Source organism: Rhodococcus sp. 06-418-5 (genome assembly GCF_002258285.1).
In the GTDB taxonomy this organism is placed as follows: Bacteria; Actinomycetota; Actinomycetes; order Mycobacteriales; family Mycobacteriaceae; genus Rhodococcoides.
The window spans coordinates 79,626-99,499 of sequence record NZ_NOYE01000035.1 but is presented as its reverse complement, the minus strand read 5'-3'; the positions used below and the strand labels follow the sequence as shown (position 1 = coordinate 99,499).

Sequence of the window (19,874 nt, the reverse complement as noted above, 5' to 3'; positions counted from 1 at the left end):
AAACGCTGGAACACCGAGCACGCCTGCTCCTCTAGACGGGCTGGCTGGTGGTCAGGGCCTGCCACGCCGCATTGGCCTGCTCGAGGGCCGGTCCTGCAGCGGCCACCGCGTCCGCGACGGCAGGCTGTTCGACGACCGTCGAGGCGAAGCCCGCCGCCGCGGTAGCGGCCGGTGCGACCCACGTGCCTGCGTCGCTGACAGCCTTTTCGACGACCGGAGCAGCATTCTGAACGGCCGTGTTCGCCTGAGCGAGGAGGTCCGGTCCCGCCTCCGCCGCCAGTGGTGCCGGGGTGACCGGAACCGGGCTGGTGGTCGGCGCTGCGGGTGCGGGTGCGGGGGCGGGAGCGGGTGCCGGCTCCTCGATCGTCGCTGCTTCGCCGCCGGCGGCCGCGCCGCCGATCAGAGCACCGGCTGCCGCGCCGACCGCGGTGGTCGCAGCGACGATCGGTGCCGAAACCGCCGCTCCGACACCGGCTCCAGCGAGTGCCGCTGCGCCGGGGACGAAGACGTAGCCGACCGGGCCGGCCCAGACGATCGCCGGAGTCAGGACTGGGGTTGCGGCCACGCCGAGTCCGGCACCGATGGCCGCGCCGCCTGCGGTGATCGCTGCGCCGGGGACGAGGCCGACACCGAGTCCGACCAGGCCACCCGTCACCGCACCGGCAGCGGTACCGGCGGCGATACGGTCGGCTCGCGGGGCAGTCGCGAGGCCGTTGTCTACGAGAAGGTTTCCGCCGTCTGCCTGGATGGCCTGGAAGGTGTTTGAGACCTGGCGGGCGAAGACACGGTCGACGCCGTCGGGAATTCGATACGGGGTCGCGCCGATCAGGACGGAGTCGTCATCGACCTCGATAGGCACGATTGTCGGCCGCTTGACCGTCGGCACCGGTGCTGGTGCCGGTGGTGGTGTGGGAGCGACGGCTTCGGGGCTATCGCTGATGCCAGGGCCCTGGATCGGTGCCGGGTTGCTCTCGTAGACGACCGGTTCGGAGTAGTAGGTGGTGTCGTAGGAGGGACGCTGACGACCTGCGTTGTAGTCGTCGACGGTGCGAGTCTCGGAGTAGTCGTAGATCGGGGTGTAACCGGCGATGTACGAGTCCTCGGGAGCGGGCGGGGCGGGTGCCGGAGCTGGCTGGGTCACACCAGGCTGCTGGCCTGGCGCAACAGACACACCCGGCTGACCCGGTGCAGCCTGAGCAACACCGGCGCACGCGATGCACAGTGCAATGGGGATGGCGCACGCAGCAGCGATCCGCGTCGTGGTGCGTCGGTGCCGCCCCCCACTACCAGTCGATCTAAACATTTCTTCACCTTTCATTGACGAACAATGCGTTTGGGTTACAACGGGTAGATCCAAGAAGGGAGCTGGTGCTCTCGGCCCGTCCTCGATTGGTTGTCAACCAATCATGCTGAACAGCAGTGTGATTCAGGTTCTAACCTCGTAGCTCCGCCGACGTGCGATTGGGAGTGCGGGTGATGCCGAAGGTTTGCGGGTCCGATCACCCGCACCCACCAAGTGCACTTGGCTTATGTGAACAAAGACGAGAGGGAGTTCACCAAGAGAATCCAATGAAGGAAGAACGGCACCTGTCTAAATCCTTTCTCTGAGAGGGCGTTACGGGGTTCTGTCGATGTCCCGGCGGGGCCGCGTAGGTCGGCACACGATGAGGTCGAAGCGTCACCATGCGGCCCTCGCGCCGGTCCATCTGATGAGACGGAGGCGACAACCCTCAAGTCAGGCAATCGCCGGGTTCCGTCTCACGACTTTTCAACGGTGGCGGGGAGTCCGATCTGCACGTGAGGTCCAGTTCGGGTTCCCCGCCACTCGCTGTGAACGTGATTGGCCTGCCCTGGGCGTTAGGGCGAGCTTTCACGTCCTGAGACCGACATCTGTTGGGCAGGTGTCGATTTCAAGCGTTGGCCTCTTTAGGCGACGTGCTGGAGGTCTGGGCTGTTGGCCGGCTGGGAGTAGCTCGACGGTGACAGCCACTCGGTGAGGACCTGGCCTGTCGAGTCGTCCATCTCTTGGTGAGGCCGATCGTTCTCGTGCCCGGCGTCGAGTGAGCACAAAACGAGGCCGATGCCGACGACCGTGGTGAGGGAGGCGCACGGAGTCGAATCCGTGTGGCCGTGACGGGGCGTGGAAGCGGGTCGAAACCGTAACGGTTGAGGTTTCAGCAGCGATGTCATAGGTGCTCCAGTCGTGTGGACTGCGCTGTGCACCTAGGCTGGTAGGCCTGTGGGTGCGGTGCGTTCAGGCGCAGTTGTCATTCGCAGATACGGGACCCCGGGGCGTTCGGACACCAATCACTTGCGCACCCGGGGTTTCTCTTACTTTGCTTCTGCCCCTCCTTCGATCAGGGGCATCGCCACCTCCACGTTCGGGACGGTGGAGAGCAACTGCCTGTCCTCCAGGTCAATAAAACGGTTCGACCTATCACGACATTTGCATCGTTTAAGGTCATGCACAGATTAGACCTTAGTGGAGGTGCGGCATGGTGTCTAGCAATGAACGGAATGCGACAGTGAGTCGACGCGTCTTGCGGGGGTTCGACCCGGCACGGCTGACGTCGCTGCGTGAAAGTAGAGGCATGAGCCGGGCGGATCTCGCACGAAAGTCCGGGCTCGGAGGTGCCACCGTCCAGCAATGGGAATCCGGCACCCGGAGTCCTCAGGTCGACACCCTGGCCCTTGTTGCGAAGACCCTCGGCCTGCCCATCAGTGAGCTTGTCGACGTACCCAGGGATCAGCGCTTCCCTGGAGATTGGCGCGTCCTTCTCGGGCTTACGCAGCCGCAGCTGGGCCAGCAGGTGGGTATCAGTACGTCGATGATTGCCCGTATCGAGCGCGGCGAGGTGAAGTTGACCGATGAGAATGCTCGCCGCCTTGCTGCGGCGCTCGAGATCGGGATCGATGAGCTCGTTCGCAGTTACGAGCGTGCGCGAGACCGGCCGGCTGGCGTTCAAGCGTGACGAGGCTCGCCAGTTCCTGAATCGGCAACGTCGTTGAGTCGACGTCGTGAACCGCAGCGACGGTAAGGGTGGCGCGGCGGGCGTCGGCATGAGTGCAGTATGTACCGGCAATCGAAAACAGAGCAACTTAGAAGCAAAATTTTTGCAAATTAGACGGGTTCGTAGCGACAACCTCGTAGTCCTGAGCTGCTTCTATGTCCATCCGGTACATTTACTTGGGAATTGCGATTTTTTTGCTTACCGGACATAGGATGCAGTAATGCAGGAAACAGACGACCTGGCCCGTTTTGGCAAGGTGGTGGCGGCGCGGCGGGCAAGGCTTGCGTTGACTAGGTTCGAGGTCCGTGATGCTGGTGGACCGTCGGACACCACACTTGGCAACATCGAAAACGACACTCTCGGTCGGGCGCCCAGTCCGGCCGTGATCAGGAAGCTCGACCAAGGCCTGCGGTGGAGCAAAGGGAGCGCAGCTGCTGTTCTCGCCGGTGGCGATCCTGTCCCCCTGGAGAGCCTGTCGAACAGAAACTCCAGATCGAGCAGTGCCGCCGCCGAGCCGGATGCAATTGTGCTTCCCCTGGACGAAATCAACAATCTGTTCGGGCTGCACCGGCAGCTCAATGCCGCGCACGAGAGCTGTCGTGGCGCGGATCCCCCACTAGAATACTTCGACCAGGTCGTCGGGGGATTCAACGCCTTTGTTTCCCGCGTAGCCGGACGGTATGCCACCGCGGTCTTGGAAAGAAGTGGGGGCCCTGGGAGAACCCTCCCTCCGATGGCGGAGATGGCATTCGGCCCCCTCCTCGATAAACCCGCCGCCGACTACGACCCGGTCGAGCGCGAAGAACAGCTCTACCGTCGCTGGCTGGCTGGGCGGCACGACGACATCGACGACGAGCTGGACGCCAGGTTCCAGGAGCGATGGGCGGAGCGCGAGTGAAGCAGTTGAAGTTGCGCAAGAAATGGGCAAGGGTGCTTGCTCGGGACCAAGCCTCTCGTAGTACTCCGCGGGGAGAGAACGTTCGGAAGGAACAGACCACAATGGACAGCCAGCTACCGCTACACGATCGAATCAGCAGGCTATTCGGGGGCTTCCGACATCTGGGGACACTCGATGATCTGGACCCGCAGGTCGCGGCGCATGTGAGCAAAAGCGTCGGTCGCCACGTCACTGCGGAAGAAGTGAAAGTGCTCCGCAGCCAGGCGGTCGACGACGCCGAACGAGACGTCCTCGAGGCAGTAGCGACCTTCTTCGAGTCGCCGGTTACCTACCTGGTCGGCACCACTGCCGAGCAGATGGACTATAACGCGCAGCTCGATTACTTCGACAATGTTCGGAACTCCCAGGCCACGGTATTTGCTCTACGAACTCGGGTACCGCAGCTGACTCCGGCGATCGCTGAGCGTCTGAGCGAGCTGGTCCGGGACACGCACGGACGTTTCGAGAAGCAGAATCGGCACGAACCGGCCGAAGCTGGCGAATCGACATAATGAGCTCGGTCCGAGACGCTGCCGCTGCAGCGAGAACTATCGACGACCCCGAGCTACGTGCCAGATCCTTCCTCGACACACTGCAACTGCAGTTCACGAGACCCTGGTCGATCGACCGATTCGTTGCCGAGGTTGGGTTCAAGATCGGCCGCGTCATTGTGATCCTCGATCTACCTGACGATCTGAGCGAAAGCGGCGAGGTCTCGGGCTTTTGGGTACGAACTGCCCCGGTCGATGTCATCTACGTCCGTGCGGACGTAGATCCGCTCTTCCGTGAACAATGCATCCTCCACGAAGTCGCACACATACTTCTCGGTCATGATGCCGATGTTGTTGTCACCGAGGACATTCTGGTCGAATCGTTCATGAGGATGGCTCCTGCCATTCCGAGGACAATGATCAGCGCACTTGCCGAGGAACAACGGGCGAAGGTGTGCTTCACACGAGTCCCGGATTTCCTTCAGCCCATCGAAGCAGAGGCCGAATGGCTCGGCACACTCATGCTTGCCCGCGCCGATTCCCTACGCAAGCCGTTCTACCCGGAGAACATCGACTCGAAAGACAAGGAGACCCTGCGCCGGGTGGCCACAATTTTTGGGTGGCAGATGTGAGCACGTTCTTCGAGGCGATACTGCCAATAGTGTTGCTGGTGTTCGGTCTTCAACGCCTACCGTTGTACAGGCGGAGGCCGCAAACTCGCCCCATGACGGTGCTACTGCTCACTCTCAGCGTTGCGCAGATGTTCAGAATTCATGCGCTGGCAGACGACAAGCTCGACCCTGTCATACACGACGTAACGGGCCTGTGGAACATATCTGTTCTGATAGCTCAGGCCATGGCGATTTGCGCCGCAACCCAATGGGTCGGGATGGTGGCTCACTCGACCCAACGTAGTTTCTCGCGTCGCTCTCGCTACGCGGTCACCGCGGCGTTGGTTGTCGGTCTGGTCGTCTCTTTTCTCCTTTCCCCCGCGCCGTCGAGACCTACATATTACCTAAGTCAGACCTTTCCAGCCGAAGGCTGGATGCTGGTCTACTGGGTCATCTTCCTCGGAAGCCTGTCGCTGTGCGTGGTAGTGCCGTTCTACCTGTTGGTTCGCATGGCTCTGATCGTGAAGACCGGAGAACTAGCGCGCGTTCTCACCGCTGCTGCGGTGGCGTGCGGGATGATCCTGCTCTACGCAGTTCACAAAATCGTCTACCTAGTTGCGTTCACCCGCGGCACAGAGAACTGGTACACCGACCACACCGTTCAGATATCGCTCTTCCTCATCATGTCGCCCCTGCTCGTCGCCGGATACGTTGCGTGGGTGTACATCTGGACGACACTGCTTCCTCGCGTCCAGCGGTACCGACGCATCGTTGCGTACATGGATGAGTGGCAGGCCTTGGCGACTCGAAGCAACGCCATCCTTGCGGACACTCTGATCCCGAGCTCCAAGCGGGCTGCCTGGCGTGCCAGCAGAAACTCCGTCGCGTCTACCCGACTCATGGTCGAGATGGTCGACGGTGAAGACGGTAAGGCAACTTCCGCGGGGGCGACTAGAAGATGAACGGGATCAAGCGCTTAGAGCGCGTCATGTATTCGGCGTACCCCTCTCCTATGCCCTCGAGCATCGCGGACTCTTCCGACGGGATCCGGTGGACATATCCCCCCGCCAGAAACGACACCATGACGGGGGCAAGCCAGTTCCCGTACGCGATGGAGAATCCCAGCGCGCAGATCAATGCCCCCGTGTACGAGGGGTGCCGAATCAACCGGTACGGGCCCGTCTGCACCACCAGTTGCTCTGGATGCGTGTGGACCTTGAACGTGAAGGACTCCCCGAGCTTCCGCGCCGAAGCCAGCCGGAGGGCCTGCCCGAGTGCAGCGGTGGTCAAGCCCACGACGAAAATCGTTCTCCGGTGCCGATTAATGACGGTTGCCGGCGAGGCCACGCTCAGCACGAGGCCTCCGCCGTACGCCAGTGCAAGGCCACGGCCAACTGCTCTACCGGACCCGTTGTCCCGATTCACAGAGCCCGCTCGCGGCCTCCGCTTGCCCATCCTGTACTCCGACAACGCAAATCCCGCGAAAGCGGTAGCCAAAACCACAGCGGCCGGTCGACTGGTCACGAACAAGGGCAGCCTCTTGACGATCATGCGACACAGCTTCTCAGACTCAGTAGCCGCTCCGAGACGAGCAGGGTACCGACCAACTTCAAGGACCAACGCATGACGACGGCGACACTACCGATCAAAGGCCTGGCACTGGTCGGGGTCGGTGCGTTCCTCGCCGCATCCTCCGCAACAATGTCCCTGTACATGGCTCCACAGCTGGTGAAAACGCCTCTCGACGTCGACTCCGCAACGGTCGCAACGGGCACCGCGACCTTGCTCGACACCGAAGCGCTCGTTCAGGGCGTCTCGAAAGTCGATCGCGACGTTCCCATTCGTGTCTTACAGCAGGTTACTGTCGAAGAACCGTCCGACAGCAACAAGATCACCATGCAATCCGCTGTTTTGTTGCAACGAGACGACAGACCTGGTGAACGAGGAACGGTCAACGCAACCGTCGACAGATTCACCGCCGACCGCAGAACTGCGATGCCGATGGACGATCCGATCGGGTCGATCCAGAAGTACGACGATCAACCCGCCGACGAAGTCACGCACGACGGGCTCTCGCTCAAGTTTCCGTTCGACGTCGAAAAGAGGTCCTATCCGTACTTCGATACGACCACGCGCCGCAGCCAGGACGTCCAGTTCGACGGCGAGACCAACATCAACGGCCTGGACGTCTACCGTTTCGTTCAGGACATCGCGCCCTTCGACACCGGCGGCAAGCTCAGCCTCCCTGCGTCGTACTGGGGTATCGACGGGGACGAAGAGATTCTGATGCACCGGTTCTACAAGGCACGCCGTGAGCTGCTCGTTGAGCCCACGACGGGTGCAATCGTCTTCGGGAAACAAGCGGTTCACCAGTACTACGGACGTACCGCTAACGACCCGTCGGCGGTCACCATCGTGGAAATGTCGCCAGAGCTCGACGCTGCCACGGTCGACGAGCAGGTGCAGCGGGCAGTCGAGTCCAAGCGTCTCATCGACTGGGCTGAGACATACGGTCCCGTTCTTCTCGGGCTCGCCGGTCTCTCTGCATTCGCACTCGGCGTTGGGGTGTGTTGCCGTCCGAGGCCCCCAGGGCCCGAGTTCGCTGAATTCTGACGGACCGGCTCCTGGCGACAGAGGGGATGACATGCAGCAGCAAGCGACCGAGAGGACACTGTCGTGATCGATTGGATAGCCAAGGCACAGGAGCTTCGCAAAGAGGTCTTGGAACCTGCTGCGGCAGTGGTCGACGAGACCGCTGAGATTCCTGAGTCGCACTTCGACTTACTGGTCAGCCAAGGGCTCTACGGCGTAGCTTTAGGAAGCGACAATCCGCTCCAGACCATGTCCGCCGTAGGGGAGATCCTGGTAAGCGGTTGTTTAGCAACAGCGTTCGTATGGGCCCAGCATCACGGCACTCTCCTCAGACTCGCTACGTCGGGGAACGAGTCACTCAAAGCAGAACATCTCTCAGGCTTACGGATGGGCACGATTCGCGCTGGCGTGTCAGGCAGTGGCTACGCCTCACCGCAGCGACCCCTCGTCCGGGCCCACCGGACTGCGGATGGCTATCGGATCGAAGGCTGTGCGCCATTCGTGACTGGGTGGGGCATGATCGACGTCGTTGGAGTAACGGCGTACGACCAGTTAAACGACTCGACGGTCACGTTCCTCGTTTCGGCAGCAGGCGGTAGGGGCCTGTCCCATGAGCCGCTTCACTTGGCTGCAGCCAACGCATCTCGCACTGTCTCGCTTAAATTCGACGGCCTTGCCGTAGCCGACAGCAATGTCATGCACGTGCAACGAAAGAGCCTGAGCAAGCAAGGGCCAATGTCGACGATTGATCGTGCAATCGTTCGTATCAACGGCTCGCTGGCACTCGGGTTGTCGAGTCGATGCCTGACTGCCTTGGATGAGCTTGGTCAGAACAACCAAGCACTCACAGACGGGTTTATCAACCTCCGAAAGTCGTTGAATGAGGCCGTAACCGACACGAGGATCGATATTCACGAGGTACGAGCGCAGGTCTGCCGCTTCGCCGTCGACGTATCGGCATACTTCACAGCTGTAGCGGGCAGCAAGGCTGTGAGGCGCGGGGGGCTGGCTGAACGCACCGCACGCGAGGCGAATTTCGCGCTGGTTTGCACTGCCACTGCCGAGATACGCGCTCATCTACTGGCCAGCATTGAGCAGCAGCAGTCGATTGCCCAAACAAGCTCAGAAGGGTTCCAATCGAACGGGTTACTCACATCAATGTAATTTCCTTCGACGCTCTCGGCGTGTCTGAGCCCGTCGAACATGATTCTGCATCAGGATAGGCACTGGTTGGGACCGATGATGCAGATGAAGGAGGCCACGCTATGCCGATGCCCAGTAAGGGTGACCGGAAGCCGTTGACTGTCCGAATCCCGCTAGAGCTCATAAAAACGCTCGAAGAACAACAGAGTTCAGCAGGTGTGACATCTCTGGGTCAGTACCTGGCCGATCTCATCGCGATCGTGAATGACCGCGAGGACCTCGCGCTTGAACTCAACCGACCGCGAAACCAAGGAGTGTTGCCGCTGACTGCATGATCGTTCTGTCCCGAACTGACATTCGGCACATACGACCAACTGAATTAGCGCAGCACAGATAACGAAAAACCCCCGGCGGGCGGGCCGAGGGTTCTCGAAGTCAGAGAAGCGAGTGACTAGCTCGCAACTCGTTCTGTGGTGCTTTCCCCGAAGGGACTGTCTTGGAGGACATGTCTCAGGGTACATCGTGCCCTGAAGTAGGTACAAGATTGAATGCTCGTGTCGTCCATCCGGATGCGACTGCGGACCGGCTGTGGCGTCGTTTCGCACCGGCCATTGCTGCGCGTCGATCGATGCGTCTCTACGACCCGACGACCCGTAAATACGTGTCCGCGGGACCGTTGACCGTCAAACGGCCGGTACTGCCAGCGGCTGTGCCGCTGTTCTCACGCGCGCGCGCCGGCATCGTTGCCCTCGACTTCGACACCAAACACCACGGTCACGCCTGCGTTGTCGCCGACGTGAGGCGTCTGCTGGCCTGGTTGACCGAATGCGGTGGCCGCGCAGTCGTCGACCAATCGGCCAGCGGCGGCCGACACGTGCTGATACCGCTGGCACCGGGAAAAACAGTCACCGCCGACGAAGTACGGCCACTGCTACGTCTTCTTGCAGCGCGACTTCCGACGTTGGACATCACACCGATGACCAACCACAAATCCGGGTGCATCACCGTGCCGGGCTCGCAGTGCAAAGAAGGTGGCTACCGCACCCTCGTCGACCTCGACCCGGCTACAGCGGCCGACATCCTGACCGTCGGGTCCGATGCCGGCACACTCCAACGCCTCGAAGCCCTGCTCGGAGGAACGGGCCGCACGGTCACCAGCCCGATCGACACCCACATCCGCGCCGAGACGTCCACTGAACGCGTCCTCGGCAGCAGCGATGACGCCCGGTTGCACCCACGTTTCTGCCGTTCCGCCCCGCCGCCTCGCTGCGTCCTCGACTTCGCCAGCACCGGCCGCATCGACACCCGCCGCTGGCCCTCACGCTCGGAAGCACGCCAATCCGTCATCACCCACGCAGTCCTCGCCGGAGCCAGCGCCACCGAAATCCTCACCCGCGTCTCTGAGCCGGCATGGGCGGGTGTGCGTGCCGCATACGCCCGCTACGCCGAGCCCGAACGCGCCATCCGCCGCGACACTGCCCGCGCCCTCGACTGGGCCGCATCGACACTCCCCGAGCCAGTCCGGGATACCGGGCACAAGCAAAAGCACACAGGGGGTACCTACGATCCGGTACTTCGTTTATGGCTTACCCACGCCCAAACCTGGGTCGCCTCCGAGTTTCTTCATCGCCGGGATCGCTGGACCACCCATGCAGTCGTTCAGGCACTGGCGTGGGCTGCCGCAATGTCAGGGCAGTTAGTGGAAGGCGTCCCCACTGTCGGTGTCGGTGGGCGGTCACTGTCCATCGCCGCCGGCATGCTCCCCGAATCGACGGTGTGGTCCGTTCTGGAGCGGCTGCGGGACATGGAAGGCTCACCGCTGTTGCTGATCGAACGCGGAGTCGGCCAGAACCCCGATCGGTACGCACTAGTGCCCACACATGCGGGACGTGCGGCGGTAGTCGACACCGTGGCAGGGCCAGCCGAAGTGGAGTCGGTACACCCGGCGTGGAGTGTCATCGGGTGGCGTCACCGCGTCCTCTACGACGCAGTAGTTGCCGCAGCCGAGCCTCTGACGGCGGATGAGTTGTTCACTGCCATCGGGATGGGACGCACCAGCGGGTACGAGGCTCTGCTGGATCTACGCGTCGCCGGGCTCCTCACAATCGAGAACACCCACATCGGTATCGGGCCCGTCGAACTCGACGACATCGGCCATCGTCACGGCCTCACCTCGGCCGTTCGTGCCCGCATCGTGCGCCACCGCGCCGAACGCATCGTCTGGCGAGAATGGCTCGCAGCCCGGGAGGAAGCACGCACCCCGCCGGAGCCCGATCGGTCGGTGTTCGCGGTCGCCGACGATCACCCGGCCGATTCACCCGACCACGACTACATCCTGGCCGTGATGAACACCGGCCCACCGGACCCGTTCTAACGCACCGTGTATCGGCCACGAGTTCAGGGTGACACCGAGCACCGGCCTTGTTCGCTTTACTCGCTCTGGCCCTCCTCCAGCGCGGCTGGAGGCTGCAACGCCGGACCGAACTGGACTCTTGGTGCACTGGCGCTGTGTGGATGCAGGGCGGCGTGAGCGATCGACGTGCTCGATGTCAGCCCAGTCGACGTCCTTGGGTGTCGAGGTCAGATAATCGGTGCGTTGGGTTGGCGGCGGATGAAGTCCGCCATCCCGGGGACGGTGAACGCAACCAGGCCGCGGGCCGGCGACCAGATGAGTCCTTTGCGTATACAGGAGTCACGGTGCGGTGCCATCGATTGCGGATTCGACCCGAGGGCCTCGGCGAGGGCTGCCGTCCGCGGAGTATCGGTTCCGCTGCGTGCGATCGCCACCAGATAGCGTTTCTCGGCGTCGGTGGCCCGTAGCCACCGTGAGCTGTAGAAGCCGGAATCGAGCGAGGCGTGGCCGGTGTCCACGGCGTCCTCGGCATCGGCGAGGGTGAACGGGGACTGCTGGGCTGCCTGCCAGAGCTCGTGACCGAACACCTGAAGGAAGTACGGGTATCCATCGCTCGCCGCGACGACGTAATCTGCTGCCTCGGCGTCGATGTCCTGGTTCAGCCGGGCGATGGGTGTGACGATCGCATCGCGGGCCTGATCGTCGGCGAGCGGACCGATGGTCCTGTAGTCGAACTGGCGCTCGGCGTAGGACCGTGCGTCGGCCAAGGCTTGCGCAAGGTTCGGCAGGCCGGCACCGCACACGAAGAACGGCCACTCACGCTGAGCCGCACGGTGCTGGGTAGCCAGGATCACCTGCAAGAGCGCCGGCTCGAGTTCCTGCATCTCGTCGATGAACAGCCCCAGCGCGGTGCCGTCCTTGCGGAGTTCCTCGGTAAGATCTTCGACGAGGTCCTCGAATTCGACCCCCAGGCTTGGTTTCTCGGCACCGGCGGAGCGAGCGAGCTCGACTCCGACACCGAACGCGGTGGCGGACATCGAGAACTCTTCGGTCAACTGCCGGATCTTGTCCGCCACCGGGCCGGCGAACTGACGACGGCGTACAGCGCGAGAAATATCTTTGGCGATACGCCTCCGCAGGGCCTCGGCACCTTCCACACTGGTCTGAGCTTCGACCTCGACCACCACCCAATCGTGGCGGCGAGCTTGATCCGCCATGGTCGCCAGGAGCGTGGTCTTCCCTACCCCCCGGAGGCCCTGCAGCATCAACCCACGGTCGTAGCGCCGCTGTTTCGCGCGGGCGACCAACAAGTCGAACCGTTCGAGCTCGGTGGTGCGTCCGACGAGCTCGGGGGGTCGGGTGCCAGACCCGGGTGTGAAGGGGTTCAGTCCGTACTCCATGCACATAGACTATCGGATTGTATGTAGTTGTATCAGTCCTATTCATATACAGTCAGATACATACCGATAGATCGGTGACTCGGTGCAGATCCGGGCGCGCCACGTCGACAAGCAGGGCCGGGCGCAAAGGCAAGTGCTGCGACGTCTCTACTGTGTCGATGTCGGCTGATGGCATGAAGAGCGGCTACACACCGTCAAGGTATGTTGACGATTGGCCCGGAAGGTCTCGAACCCGCGCCTGAGCCTTCAAACGTCATCTGTCGCGGCTCACTGAACCTAGGTGCTGCGCCCAGGTTGCGGCAACGTGGCGGTGTCCGATCTCTGTGCTCGACGAGTTGGACGACGACCAAGGTGTCGGTGTGCCGGGTCGTGAGTGCGCCGCATCAGGTGCTGTCGCCGTTGGTGGATGGGTCGAGGAGCTGCAGGGTGCGTTGCAGGAGTTGCTCGATGCGGTCCTCGACGTCGTCGACCATGTCCGGTACGTCGGCCAACGCCGTGTGGGCGCGTCGACGTGCCTCGACACCCGAGCGGTAGTACCCGGAGTCGAGCTCCAGGGGCACTGGCTCCGGAACGATGGGGTCACGCCGATCGGTACCACCGTCGGTGGGTCTGGCGAGGAGGCGGCGCGGGGTGTGCAGTGGAGAAGCCCCGGTGCGGTGCCTGGCGATCACCGCTCCGACCTCGGCGGCGGTCATCGCCGTCACCGGCAAGGGTAGGTGGCCCCACCGGTCGATCGGCACCGCGACCGGACCACTGCGAAGCGGCAGCCCCGTCATGTCGGGAAAAGTGTTGCGCTGCAAATGTTCTGCCAGCAGCGTGGTCGACGGGTAGCGCTCGGAGAACTGCAGGACCGGGTGCCACCGATCCCATATCGTGACCGGTTCGAAACCGGTGGAGTCGTTGGGGGCGATACGGATGCGGTGGCGGCTGCCGATCCACACAGCGTCGCCGTCGGTGGTGATCTCGGTGCGGTCTACTTTCGCAATAGCTTTGTGGGACAGGCCTGCTCCGGCGAGCATGAGAAGAACGGCGTCACGGCGACCGAACAGTGCCGCTGTCGATCCGGAGGTCGGCAGTCCGGCCGCGATCATCATCTGGTCCTGCTCAGCACGCCGGATCGTTCGCTCACTACGTGCCGAGTCCAGTGCGATCCGAATCGAGGTGACTCCGCCGGGGGCGGGTTGGCCGGCATCGAGGTGAGCGCGGTTGATCGCAGAAACCCGGCGCAACTGAACCGCGTCGCCGGCAGGGTTCTCATCGAGGAACTGCGCCAGCGTGATCGGCGACGCAGGTAGAGCCTCGACGTCGGCCGCAGCGCACCAATCGACGAACAGTGACCACTGATAGCGGTAACCGCTCACCGTGCTGACCTGTCTCGGTGTCACAGTGCGACGGTACCGGGCTGAAGGCCGACCGATCAGGGACGTCGCCGAGGGTCGCCCGCCGCGAACGTGGCACGCATGCGCGTCGACGGCATCGCTGTCGACGGTCGATGGTGCAGGTACGCCACAGGCATCGATGTCGGCTTGCGATGAAGCCACAGGACGTAGCCAGTCTTGTGGCTTCATCGTGTGTGCCGTACTCGAGTCTTACTCGGCGAGCTTGGCGATCGACTGCGCCCAGAGGAAGTACTTGTTGCGTCCGAGATCGCCGATGGTCGTGATGTTGAATGCGGCCTTGAGATGCTCGGCATCGCCAGGGCTAACGCCCTGCAGTGCTTCGACGGGTGCGTCGACGAGCTCGGTGAGTGGCTTGTCTTCGTATGCTTTGTCGAGCTTGTCAGCGATTCCAGCCATGGAGGTGCCTCCTTGCGTCTCGGGTAGCGGTGCCTGTTCGACACCGCCACCCGAGGGTACGGAACGCCCACTAGAAACCGTTGCGCTGCAGGCACTGCGCCGTATCGGCGACCGCCTCGAACGCGTCCTTTGGACCGTGGCCTTCAAAATCCGTAAAACGGTGGGTACGTGGTGGGATTGTCCGGCGTCGTATCGATTCGTGCGGTCCGAAGAAGATCTGCGATAGCGGACTCGCCGGCACCGATGGTGGCGAAGTGGGGGTCGACGTCGTTGGCGATGCACCACGCATGATCGGCTGGCCACACAAACGCAGGTATCGGCAGCTCACCAGTGCCGTCTCGGGCGTCCTTCCACGTCGACACGTCCTCCGCAGTACCTCGAAAGAGGTAGCAGGGCCGCTCCGGGATCGAGACTGTCGCGGCCTGCATGTGGTCGAGGTTTTCGTAGCCCTCCCAGATCAGGAAATAGCAGTCGTCCGGAGTTGTGGTGAACCGGGCGAGGGTGGAGACAGCGATTCCGAGCTGGGCGATCTCGGGCGGTCCGTCGTTGGCGAAGTCGGTGTCCATTTCGCGCTGACCGTCGTAAGTCGGATCCGGGATGAATCTCAACCGTGCGTAACGCTCGTACCCCGACGGGCCGCGGGTGACCAGATCCCACCAGTCGCGTCTTTGATCGATCAACCATCGAGCGGGTGAGCCGTCACGACACGGAGTGATGGTCATCTGGACGCCGCCGTCTGCCGACTACGCGCCTGACCGCACGACACCGGTGGGTGTGGACTGCAACACCAGGTGTTTCGGAGGGTGGCCGCTCCAAGGCCGGCCGCTGGTACCCGTACCGCCATCTCGGCGCTCTCGCCCTGCCACAACGTCATTCGACAATGTCCCAGTCCAGTACCCCGTTGTCGACCGCTGCTGTGTACCAGCCGATCGATATCTGATCGGTCACGGCCGACCTGACGTCGCAAACAAATGCTTCCAAAGACGGCCAGGTTGGCACACCCAGGTGCCCGCCGTCGTCTGATCGGTACGACACACTCCCCCGCATCTCTCCCGAACGGGTGTCGCAATACATCAGATTCGAATCCCAAGCCGCGATAGGGACGTACCCCGGTAGGAACAGGTGATCTTCTGCCTCGACGCCCGCCTCGACCAGGTTGTCGACGATCTCGGCGTAGGTCCCGTCGTAGATATCTGGTTCTGTTGCAACGATATCCGCCATGACTTCGACCATGTCGGAATGCCGCTGAGGTATCTCCGCGACCTGCAGCAGACGTCCAGCCGGAACGACGAGTCCCGCGCCGCCGACCTCGTTCTGACCGTCATGAAGGCCGAAGAATTCGCGAAGCCCGTCCGGCCACGGAACCGTCGCTGCCTCGGCCCGTTTCACCGCGCTCGTCGACGCACATGGCCTGAGCGTTCGCGCCGTCACCGGTGCCACGTCCCGCAGCGCAGTCACGAGGAGGTTCCACTCCTGAGTCAACGACATTGCCCGACCATACTGCGCAGAGGGATCTTTCGATTATCGCAACGCAGATCGCTTCGAGACAGTTACCGCACCGTCAAGACATGTTGACGCCCGGCCGACTCCGTGCGATGTGTTCATCTCGATGCGCTTGCGGATCTTCGATTAGGGCGTTGATGTAGTAGCAAATGACGATCGGGATACAGAAGCGGACGCTCGACCGGTGCAAGGGCCACGAGCGAGCCAGTTTGGATGTAGACAACAGCGTGGCTACCAGCAGTCAACCAGTCACGAAGGTTAAGGTCGACGCGTAAACAGACTTCACAAGACGACGTTGCCGAGCTGCAGCAACGTCCAGGAGGAACACCGCGATGGCGACCGATGAAAAAACGATCGCGTTCTATCGCCTTGTGAAGTACGACGCATCTGGCAACAAGCCGATGGAGCACGCGAATTGGTACGACATACTCACCCAGCTCGATGGCCTTGACCTCGAAGGTCGAACGACCAAAGTCGGCGACCGCATGCTGATTGGCGAGGTCTACTACCACGGTGAACGTGCTCATTTGAAGCTCGCGAAGGTCCGTGACGTCGCAGCGTGGCTGGGGCTCCTCAAGAGCGGCGCTACCTCTCTCGAAGATTTCGAGACCGAAGAGGGAAACAAGCTCTATGAGATATCTGTGGTGTCGTTTCTCGACTTTGGGAACCTGATCGGTCTCGTGCAAGGCTCGGCGGCCTCACCGACGCCGAGTGCGGTCGCTGAATGGTTCGATGAACTGAAGATTTTCACCGGTGTGCACCTCATCGCGGAGGCCGTACTTACCGACGCGGCCCGGGAGCAACTTCAGAAGTCGCCCGAGGTATCTCGAATCGAGACCAAGGTGAGCACCACCAAGGCTCAGGCGCTTACAAACCGAGGCTCGCGACTAGGGAGCGTACTTACCCGCGTCAACGATGAGTTCGGGCCGGTAACAGTAACCCTCATCATCCAGACGTCACGGGCGAAGGAAAACCATGAGGGCCGACAGATCATGCGTGACGAGGCCGGACACCTTGCGGCCGCTGCGAGCGAGAGCGAGGTCAGCAAGGCGAAAGCCCAGCTGATTCACATTGACGCTGACGAGAAGACCCACTCGGAAAAGGTGGACTTCCTCAAACAACGGATCACCGCGAAGCGCAAGATTGCGGCGACAGATGATGAGGGCAATCCCATCAGAATAGTGTCGGCCGTTACCGCCATAATGGGCGTCGCAGCCGAGCATGATAGTGAGCTACGGCAGGCGGTCGGCGTGGAGCCGGCGAACGGTAACAACAACGAGTCTTGAGGTCAGCAGTGTGGTTCCGAAGGAGGAATGCTTTGGAACTAGGACAGTCTCTCCGAGAACATGTCGTCAGACCCATCCGCGAGTTTTGGATTGATCACCGATGGATGGACCTGTTCATAGCCGGGTTTGTCGTGGGAATCCATGCTCTAGTTGTGTGGCTCACCGGGCGCTTCGACCTCTTGAGCTGGAGTGAAGCATCTGATCGCCGTGGCGTTTACTCGGCGTTCGCGGTAGTGGTCTCGTTGACCGGGGCGCTGAGCGGAGTCGCGGTAAGTCAGCTGGGTTCAGCTAAGGGGCCGCGTGCGAAAGCGCTCAAGCGTGACGTCGGCAAGGACCTCGCGCGAAGTTGGCGCAGCATCTATGTCGGCAGTATGGGCGCTGCCTTGCTCGCGATCATCGCTCTCATGCTCGACTCGACGAAAGCTATTCCGCCCGGTCAGAGTCCGGTAGGTCACAACGCGCTAGTGGCACGGTGGATCTTCGAGTTTGCCATTGTCTACGCGACGATGCGGTTCACGCGTCTAACGGCGATATTTGAGCCAATGATCAGTGCCTTTGCGAAAGATGATGTTGACCCGGACGAGGAACCACTGGAACCGGCACTATCGGTTGATCCTGTCGCACTCAACGCTCGTCGACGAGCCGCAGGCTAGCCGACTTCGCCCGCGACTCATGCCCGGTTGTGCGGGCCGTCTGATGGCCTACGCGCGAATGCGTGATGCGGAGACAGGGCGTTCCCGATCTTCGAAAGACTCCTCGACGCTGGACCTCCCGAGCGAGGTTCGCCAGCACAGGCAGGTTCTATCATCGTTAGGTGGACGCTTGACCAGGCGAAAGTTCTGAACGTGAGACGAGAGACAGTCTGGGCCGTGTGTCGATCTCGCCGAGCAGTTTGGCGAGATGATGCTCGGTCCAACGTAATTCGTCGGCAAGATCCGCCCGGCTGTAACCGATTTTCTCGGCCATCTTCAACGCATCTCGGAGGAGAGTAGGCACCTCGCCAGGGAACGAAACTAGAGGCTCTTCGTTACGCAAACCGGTCATGCCCGCCAAACGTTGATGCGCGCGGCGTATGGCGGCCTCGGTCACTAGGTGGAGCTCTCCCATTCGATAGATCAGCGATTCGATTGAGACTCCCCACTCCCGGCTTAGTCCATCCAGTGTGGAGATCCGAACGGTTTTGGGTAGTAACGGTGCGATCTGCGCTTGTGGCGTCAAGAACTCTGCTGCAAACTGATCGGCTTCGCGTTCTTGCTGTCGATCGCCGGGGAGAGCGGTGGGATGCATGAGTAGGTGCCCCAACTCGTGCGCACATGTGAACCTGTACTCCTGCACCGAGCGGAAGCGTTCGGGGGTAAGGACAACAATCGGTCGTCCTAGAGCGTCAGTCGAGTAGGCCTTTACCCGGCCGAGCGCATCGTCGGTCATTGAGATGAGGCATACGACAATGCCGTTCGCTTCCATGGTGCCCGCTAAGTGGGGTACAGGTCCGGCGGATACTGCCCACCATTTACGAAGCACATCAGCAGCTTCGGTAGGTGACGCTCCACTGGGCAAGACAGGCAAATTGACGTCAGGGAACCTGACCTGCTTCTCCAGCGCGTGAGTCAGTTCCCATACTTGCTCAGCATGCGCGGCCGCTTTCGAGCGATCTTTGGATCGCGTCGATCTGAGACTTCTGAAATGCGCGTCGGCAGCGTCAAGACGCCCTATGGGGCGACCAGCTGCAAAGTACCGGACCGGCACGCCTAGAGTCTTGCTCAAAATCGGTAGATGCTCGGGACGTGGTTTTGTGATTCCGGCTTCAAACTGACCGATCGCGGCCGCCGAGACACCGACTTGTTCGGCCAGCTCAGATTTGGTCAATTCGGCCAGGACCCGTGCCTGAGTGAGTCGGGCAGGCTCGAACGCCACCGCGACCGACGAGAGACCATCATCGACAGCCGATGTGAAGAGCTCAAGCTGTGGCCGATCGTCATTCATCGGTGCCGGACGCCTCGCCTGGTCGTTCCGTTGGGAACTTCTTTGGTACCGGTCCGGATGTGAAGGTCCGCCGCGGCGTGGTCGATACTGGTCGAGTCGGAGTCTGGTTGAGAAGGTTCTCCGGCTCGGCAACCCAACTCACGAAGCCGCTGGCGCCGAGCTCCGCTTCGCCCCAACGCACGTCGAACAGTCCGCGAGTCGAGCTGCAAATCGCAACCAAGACAAGCCGACCCGTCTCCACCACAGGATCTTTGGTGTAGCTGTCGAAGCTGGAGACTAACTCCCGCTCCTCGTCGGTCAACTCCGGATCGGGAACCTCGATGTCGAGCTCCCCTTGCAAAGCTGGCGGCCGAATCTTCGCTATCGACGACCGTGTGTCTGAGGTGCCGAAAAGGACTGAGTCAATACTGCGTTCCAGGGTTCGGGAGTATCGCCACGGGAAGAGGGCGACGCCATTTACGACTGGGATCTTGTACGGTGCTCCGTCTGGCCGAACCATTGTTGCGCCGGGCAGGTTGCCGAATTCCTCGAACTTCTCCAGGATTCCCCTCCAGAACTCGCCATAGACCCCGGTGGACCTATGGCCGGATGCTTCTTGTGCGTCAACCGAGGCGACATGCTCCTCATTCACGAGCGCAGGGATTCGACTACGAATTAGTGCGCCATGCCTTCCGAACGTCTCTAGCGCCCACCGACGGTTTGTATCCAACGAGTCCTCCTGAGTAGGCGTTCAGGATAGCATCTAACTTTAGTTTTTCGCGCGATATG

The 19,874-nt window shown here is 61.8% G+C and carries 19 protein-coding genes; 10 read left to right on the top strand and 9 right to left on the bottom strand.

Annotation, left to right across the window (positions count from 1 at the left end):
• Positions 1-31: 31 nt before the first annotated feature.
• Positions 32-1,141, bottom strand: a complete 1,110-nt coding sequence (locus CH274_RS25035) for a hypothetical protein (protein ID WP_094659251.1) — start codon at positions 1,139-1,141, stop codon at positions 32-34.
• A gap of 1,354 nt (positions 1,142-2,495) precedes the next feature.
• Here CH274_RS25035 and CH274_RS25025 point away from each other — a divergent pair.
• From CH274_RS25025 to CH274_RS25005, 5 genes are all read left to right on the top strand, one after another.
• Positions 2,496-2,972, top strand: coding sequence for a helix-turn-helix domain-containing protein (locus CH274_RS25025; protein ID WP_027494123.1), 477 nt, complete (start codon positions 2,496-2,498; stop codon positions 2,970-2,972).
• A 259-nt stretch (positions 2,973-3,231) separates the two neighbouring features.
• Positions 3,232-3,909, top strand: coding sequence for a helix-turn-helix domain-containing protein (locus tag CH274_RS25020; protein ID WP_032407514.1), 678 nt, complete (start codon positions 3,232-3,234; stop codon positions 3,907-3,909).
• 203 nt (positions 3,910-4,112) lie between these two features.
• Positions 4,113-4,460 (top strand): hypothetical protein, encoded by a 348-nt coding sequence (locus CH274_RS25015; RefSeq protein ID WP_139278504.1) that lies wholly within the window; start codon positions 4,113-4,115, stop codon positions 4,458-4,460.
• Positions 4,460-5,071, top strand: a complete 612-nt coding sequence (locus CH274_RS25010; protein ID WP_027494121.1) for a hypothetical protein — start codon at positions 4,460-4,462, stop codon at positions 5,069-5,071. The genes CH274_RS25015 and CH274_RS25010 overlap by 1 nt, the downstream gene beginning before the upstream one ends.
• A 92-nt stretch (positions 5,072-5,163) precedes the next feature.
• Entirely contained in the window at positions 5,164-6,012 is an 849-nt protein-coding gene (locus CH274_RS25005; RefSeq protein ID WP_139278505.1) for a hypothetical protein, read from the top strand.
• Here CH274_RS25005 and CH274_RS29845 read toward each other — a convergent pair.
• Positions 6,002-6,346 carry a methyltransferase family protein gene (locus tag CH274_RS29845; RefSeq protein ID WP_231893830.1) on the bottom strand — a complete coding sequence of 115 codons (345 nt, stop codon included), beginning with the start codon at positions 6,344-6,346 and terminating at the stop codon, positions 6,002-6,004. The genes CH274_RS25005 and CH274_RS29845 overlap by 11 nt on opposite strands.
• Before the next feature lie 327 nt (positions 6,347-6,673).
• Between CH274_RS29845 and CH274_RS24995 the strand changes: the two genes are divergently transcribed.
• From CH274_RS24995 to CH274_RS24985, 3 genes are all read left to right on the top strand, one after another.
• Positions 6,674-7,663, top strand: a complete 990-nt coding sequence (locus CH274_RS24995) for a DUF3068 domain-containing protein (protein WP_094659249.1) — start codon at positions 6,674-6,676, stop codon at positions 7,661-7,663.
• Positions 7,664-7,726: 63 nt separating this feature from the next.
• Complete coding sequence (locus CH274_RS24990) at positions 7,727-8,806, top strand: acyl-CoA dehydrogenase family protein (protein ID WP_051364802.1); 1,080 nt, start codon at positions 7,727-7,729, stop codon at positions 8,804-8,806.
• 523 nt (positions 8,807-9,329) lie between these two features.
• Positions 9,330-11,159: a hypothetical protein gene (locus tag CH274_RS24985; RefSeq protein ID WP_139278506.1), complete on the top strand. Its 1,830-nt coding sequence runs from the start codon at positions 9,330-9,332 to the stop codon at positions 11,157-11,159.
• Positions 11,160-11,365: 206 nt separating this feature from the next.
• Here CH274_RS24985 and CH274_RS24980 read toward each other — a convergent pair whose 3' ends face one another.
• The 5 genes from CH274_RS24980 to CH274_RS24960 all read right to left on the bottom strand — a co-directional run bounded on the left by CH274_RS24980 (position 11,366) and on the right by CH274_RS24960 (position 15,822).
• Positions 11,366-12,538: an ATP-binding protein gene (locus CH274_RS24980; protein WP_027494118.1), complete on the bottom strand. Its 1,173-nt coding sequence runs from the start codon at positions 12,536-12,538 to the stop codon at positions 11,366-11,368.
• A gap of 383 nt (positions 12,539-12,921) precedes the next feature.
• Positions 12,922-13,923 (bottom strand): hypothetical protein, encoded by a 1,002-nt coding sequence (locus CH274_RS24975; protein ID WP_237606104.1) that lies wholly within the window; start codon positions 13,921-13,923, stop codon positions 12,922-12,924.
• A 204-nt stretch (positions 13,924-14,127) separates the two neighbouring features.
• A complete protein-coding gene (locus tag CH274_RS24970; protein WP_027494117.1) occupies positions 14,128-14,334 on the bottom strand; it encodes a hypothetical protein in 207 nt (68 codons plus the stop codon).
• A gap of 143 nt (positions 14,335-14,477) precedes the next feature.
• The gene (locus CH274_RS24965; protein WP_027494116.1) at positions 14,478-15,056 is read right to left on the bottom strand and encodes a hypothetical protein; all 579 of its coding nucleotides are present in this window, start codon (positions 15,054-15,056) and stop codon (positions 14,478-14,480) included.
• A gap of 148 nt (positions 15,057-15,204) precedes the next feature.
• Positions 15,205-15,822, bottom strand: coding sequence for an SMI1/KNR4 family protein (locus CH274_RS24960; protein WP_027494115.1), 618 nt, complete (start codon positions 15,820-15,822; stop codon positions 15,205-15,207).
• Positions 15,823-16,169: 347 nt separating this feature from the next.
• Between CH274_RS24960 and CH274_RS24955 the strand changes: the two genes are divergently transcribed.
• The gene (locus CH274_RS24955; protein ID WP_094648444.1) at positions 16,170-17,123 is read left to right on the top strand and encodes a hypothetical protein; all 954 of its coding nucleotides are present in this window, start codon (positions 16,170-16,172) and stop codon (positions 17,121-17,123) included.
• 32 nt (positions 17,124-17,155) lie between these two features.
• Complete coding sequence (locus tag CH274_RS24950; RefSeq protein ID WP_143545449.1) at positions 17,156-17,776, top strand: hypothetical protein; 621 nt, start codon at positions 17,156-17,158, stop codon at positions 17,774-17,776.
• A 157-nt stretch (positions 17,777-17,933) separates the two neighbouring features.
• Here CH274_RS24950 and CH274_RS24945 read toward each other — a convergent pair whose 3' ends face one another.
• Positions 17,934-19,106, bottom strand: a complete 1,173-nt coding sequence (locus CH274_RS24945; protein WP_094648445.1) for an XRE family transcriptional regulator — start codon at positions 19,104-19,106, stop codon at positions 17,934-17,936.
• Positions 19,099-19,737, bottom strand: coding sequence for a hypothetical protein (locus CH274_RS24940; RefSeq protein ID WP_068050852.1), 639 nt, complete (start codon positions 19,735-19,737; stop codon positions 19,099-19,101). The genes CH274_RS24945 and CH274_RS24940 overlap by 8 nt, the downstream gene beginning before the upstream one ends.
• Positions 19,738-19,874: the final 137 nt, after the last annotated feature.

Coding starts and splice junctions, on each gene's coding strand:
- CH274_RS25025 (WP_027494123.1), top strand. CDS start 2,496: ATGGTGTCTAGCAATGAACGGAATGCGACAGTGAGTCGACGCGTCTTG.
- CH274_RS25020 (WP_032407514.1), top strand. CDS start 3,232: ATGCAGGAAACAGACGACCTGGCCCGTTTTGGCAAGGTGGTGGCGGCG.
- CH274_RS25010 (WP_027494121.1), top strand. CDS start 4,460: ATGAGCTCGGTCCGAGACGCTGCCGCTGCAGCGAGAACTATCGACGAC.
- CH274_RS25005 (WP_139278505.1), top strand. CDS start 5,164: ATGACGGTGCTACTGCTCACTCTCAGCGTTGCGCAGATGTTCAGAATT.
- CH274_RS24995 (WP_094659249.1), top strand. CDS start 6,674: ATGACGACGGCGACACTACCGATCAAAGGCCTGGCACTGGTCGGGGTC.
- CH274_RS24980 (WP_027494118.1), bottom strand. CDS start 12,538: ATGGAGTACGGACTGAACCCCTTCACACCCGGGTCTGGCACCCGACCC.
- CH274_RS24970 (WP_027494117.1), bottom strand. CDS start 14,334: ATGGCTGGAATCGCTGACAAGCTCGACAAAGCATACGAAGACAAGCCA.
- CH274_RS24965 (WP_027494116.1), bottom strand. CDS start 15,056: ATGACCATCACTCCGTGTCGTGACGGCTCACCCGCTCGATGGTTGATC.
- CH274_RS24960 (WP_027494115.1), bottom strand. CDS start 15,822: ATGTCGTTGACTCAGGAGTGGAACCTCCTCGTGACTGCGCTGCGGGAC.
- CH274_RS24955 (WP_094648444.1), top strand. CDS start 16,170: ATGGCGACCGATGAAAAAACGATCGCGTTCTATCGCCTTGTGAAGTAC.
- CH274_RS24945 (WP_094648445.1), bottom strand. CDS start 19,106: ATGAATGACGATCGGCCACAGCTTGAGCTCTTCACATCGGCTGTCGAT.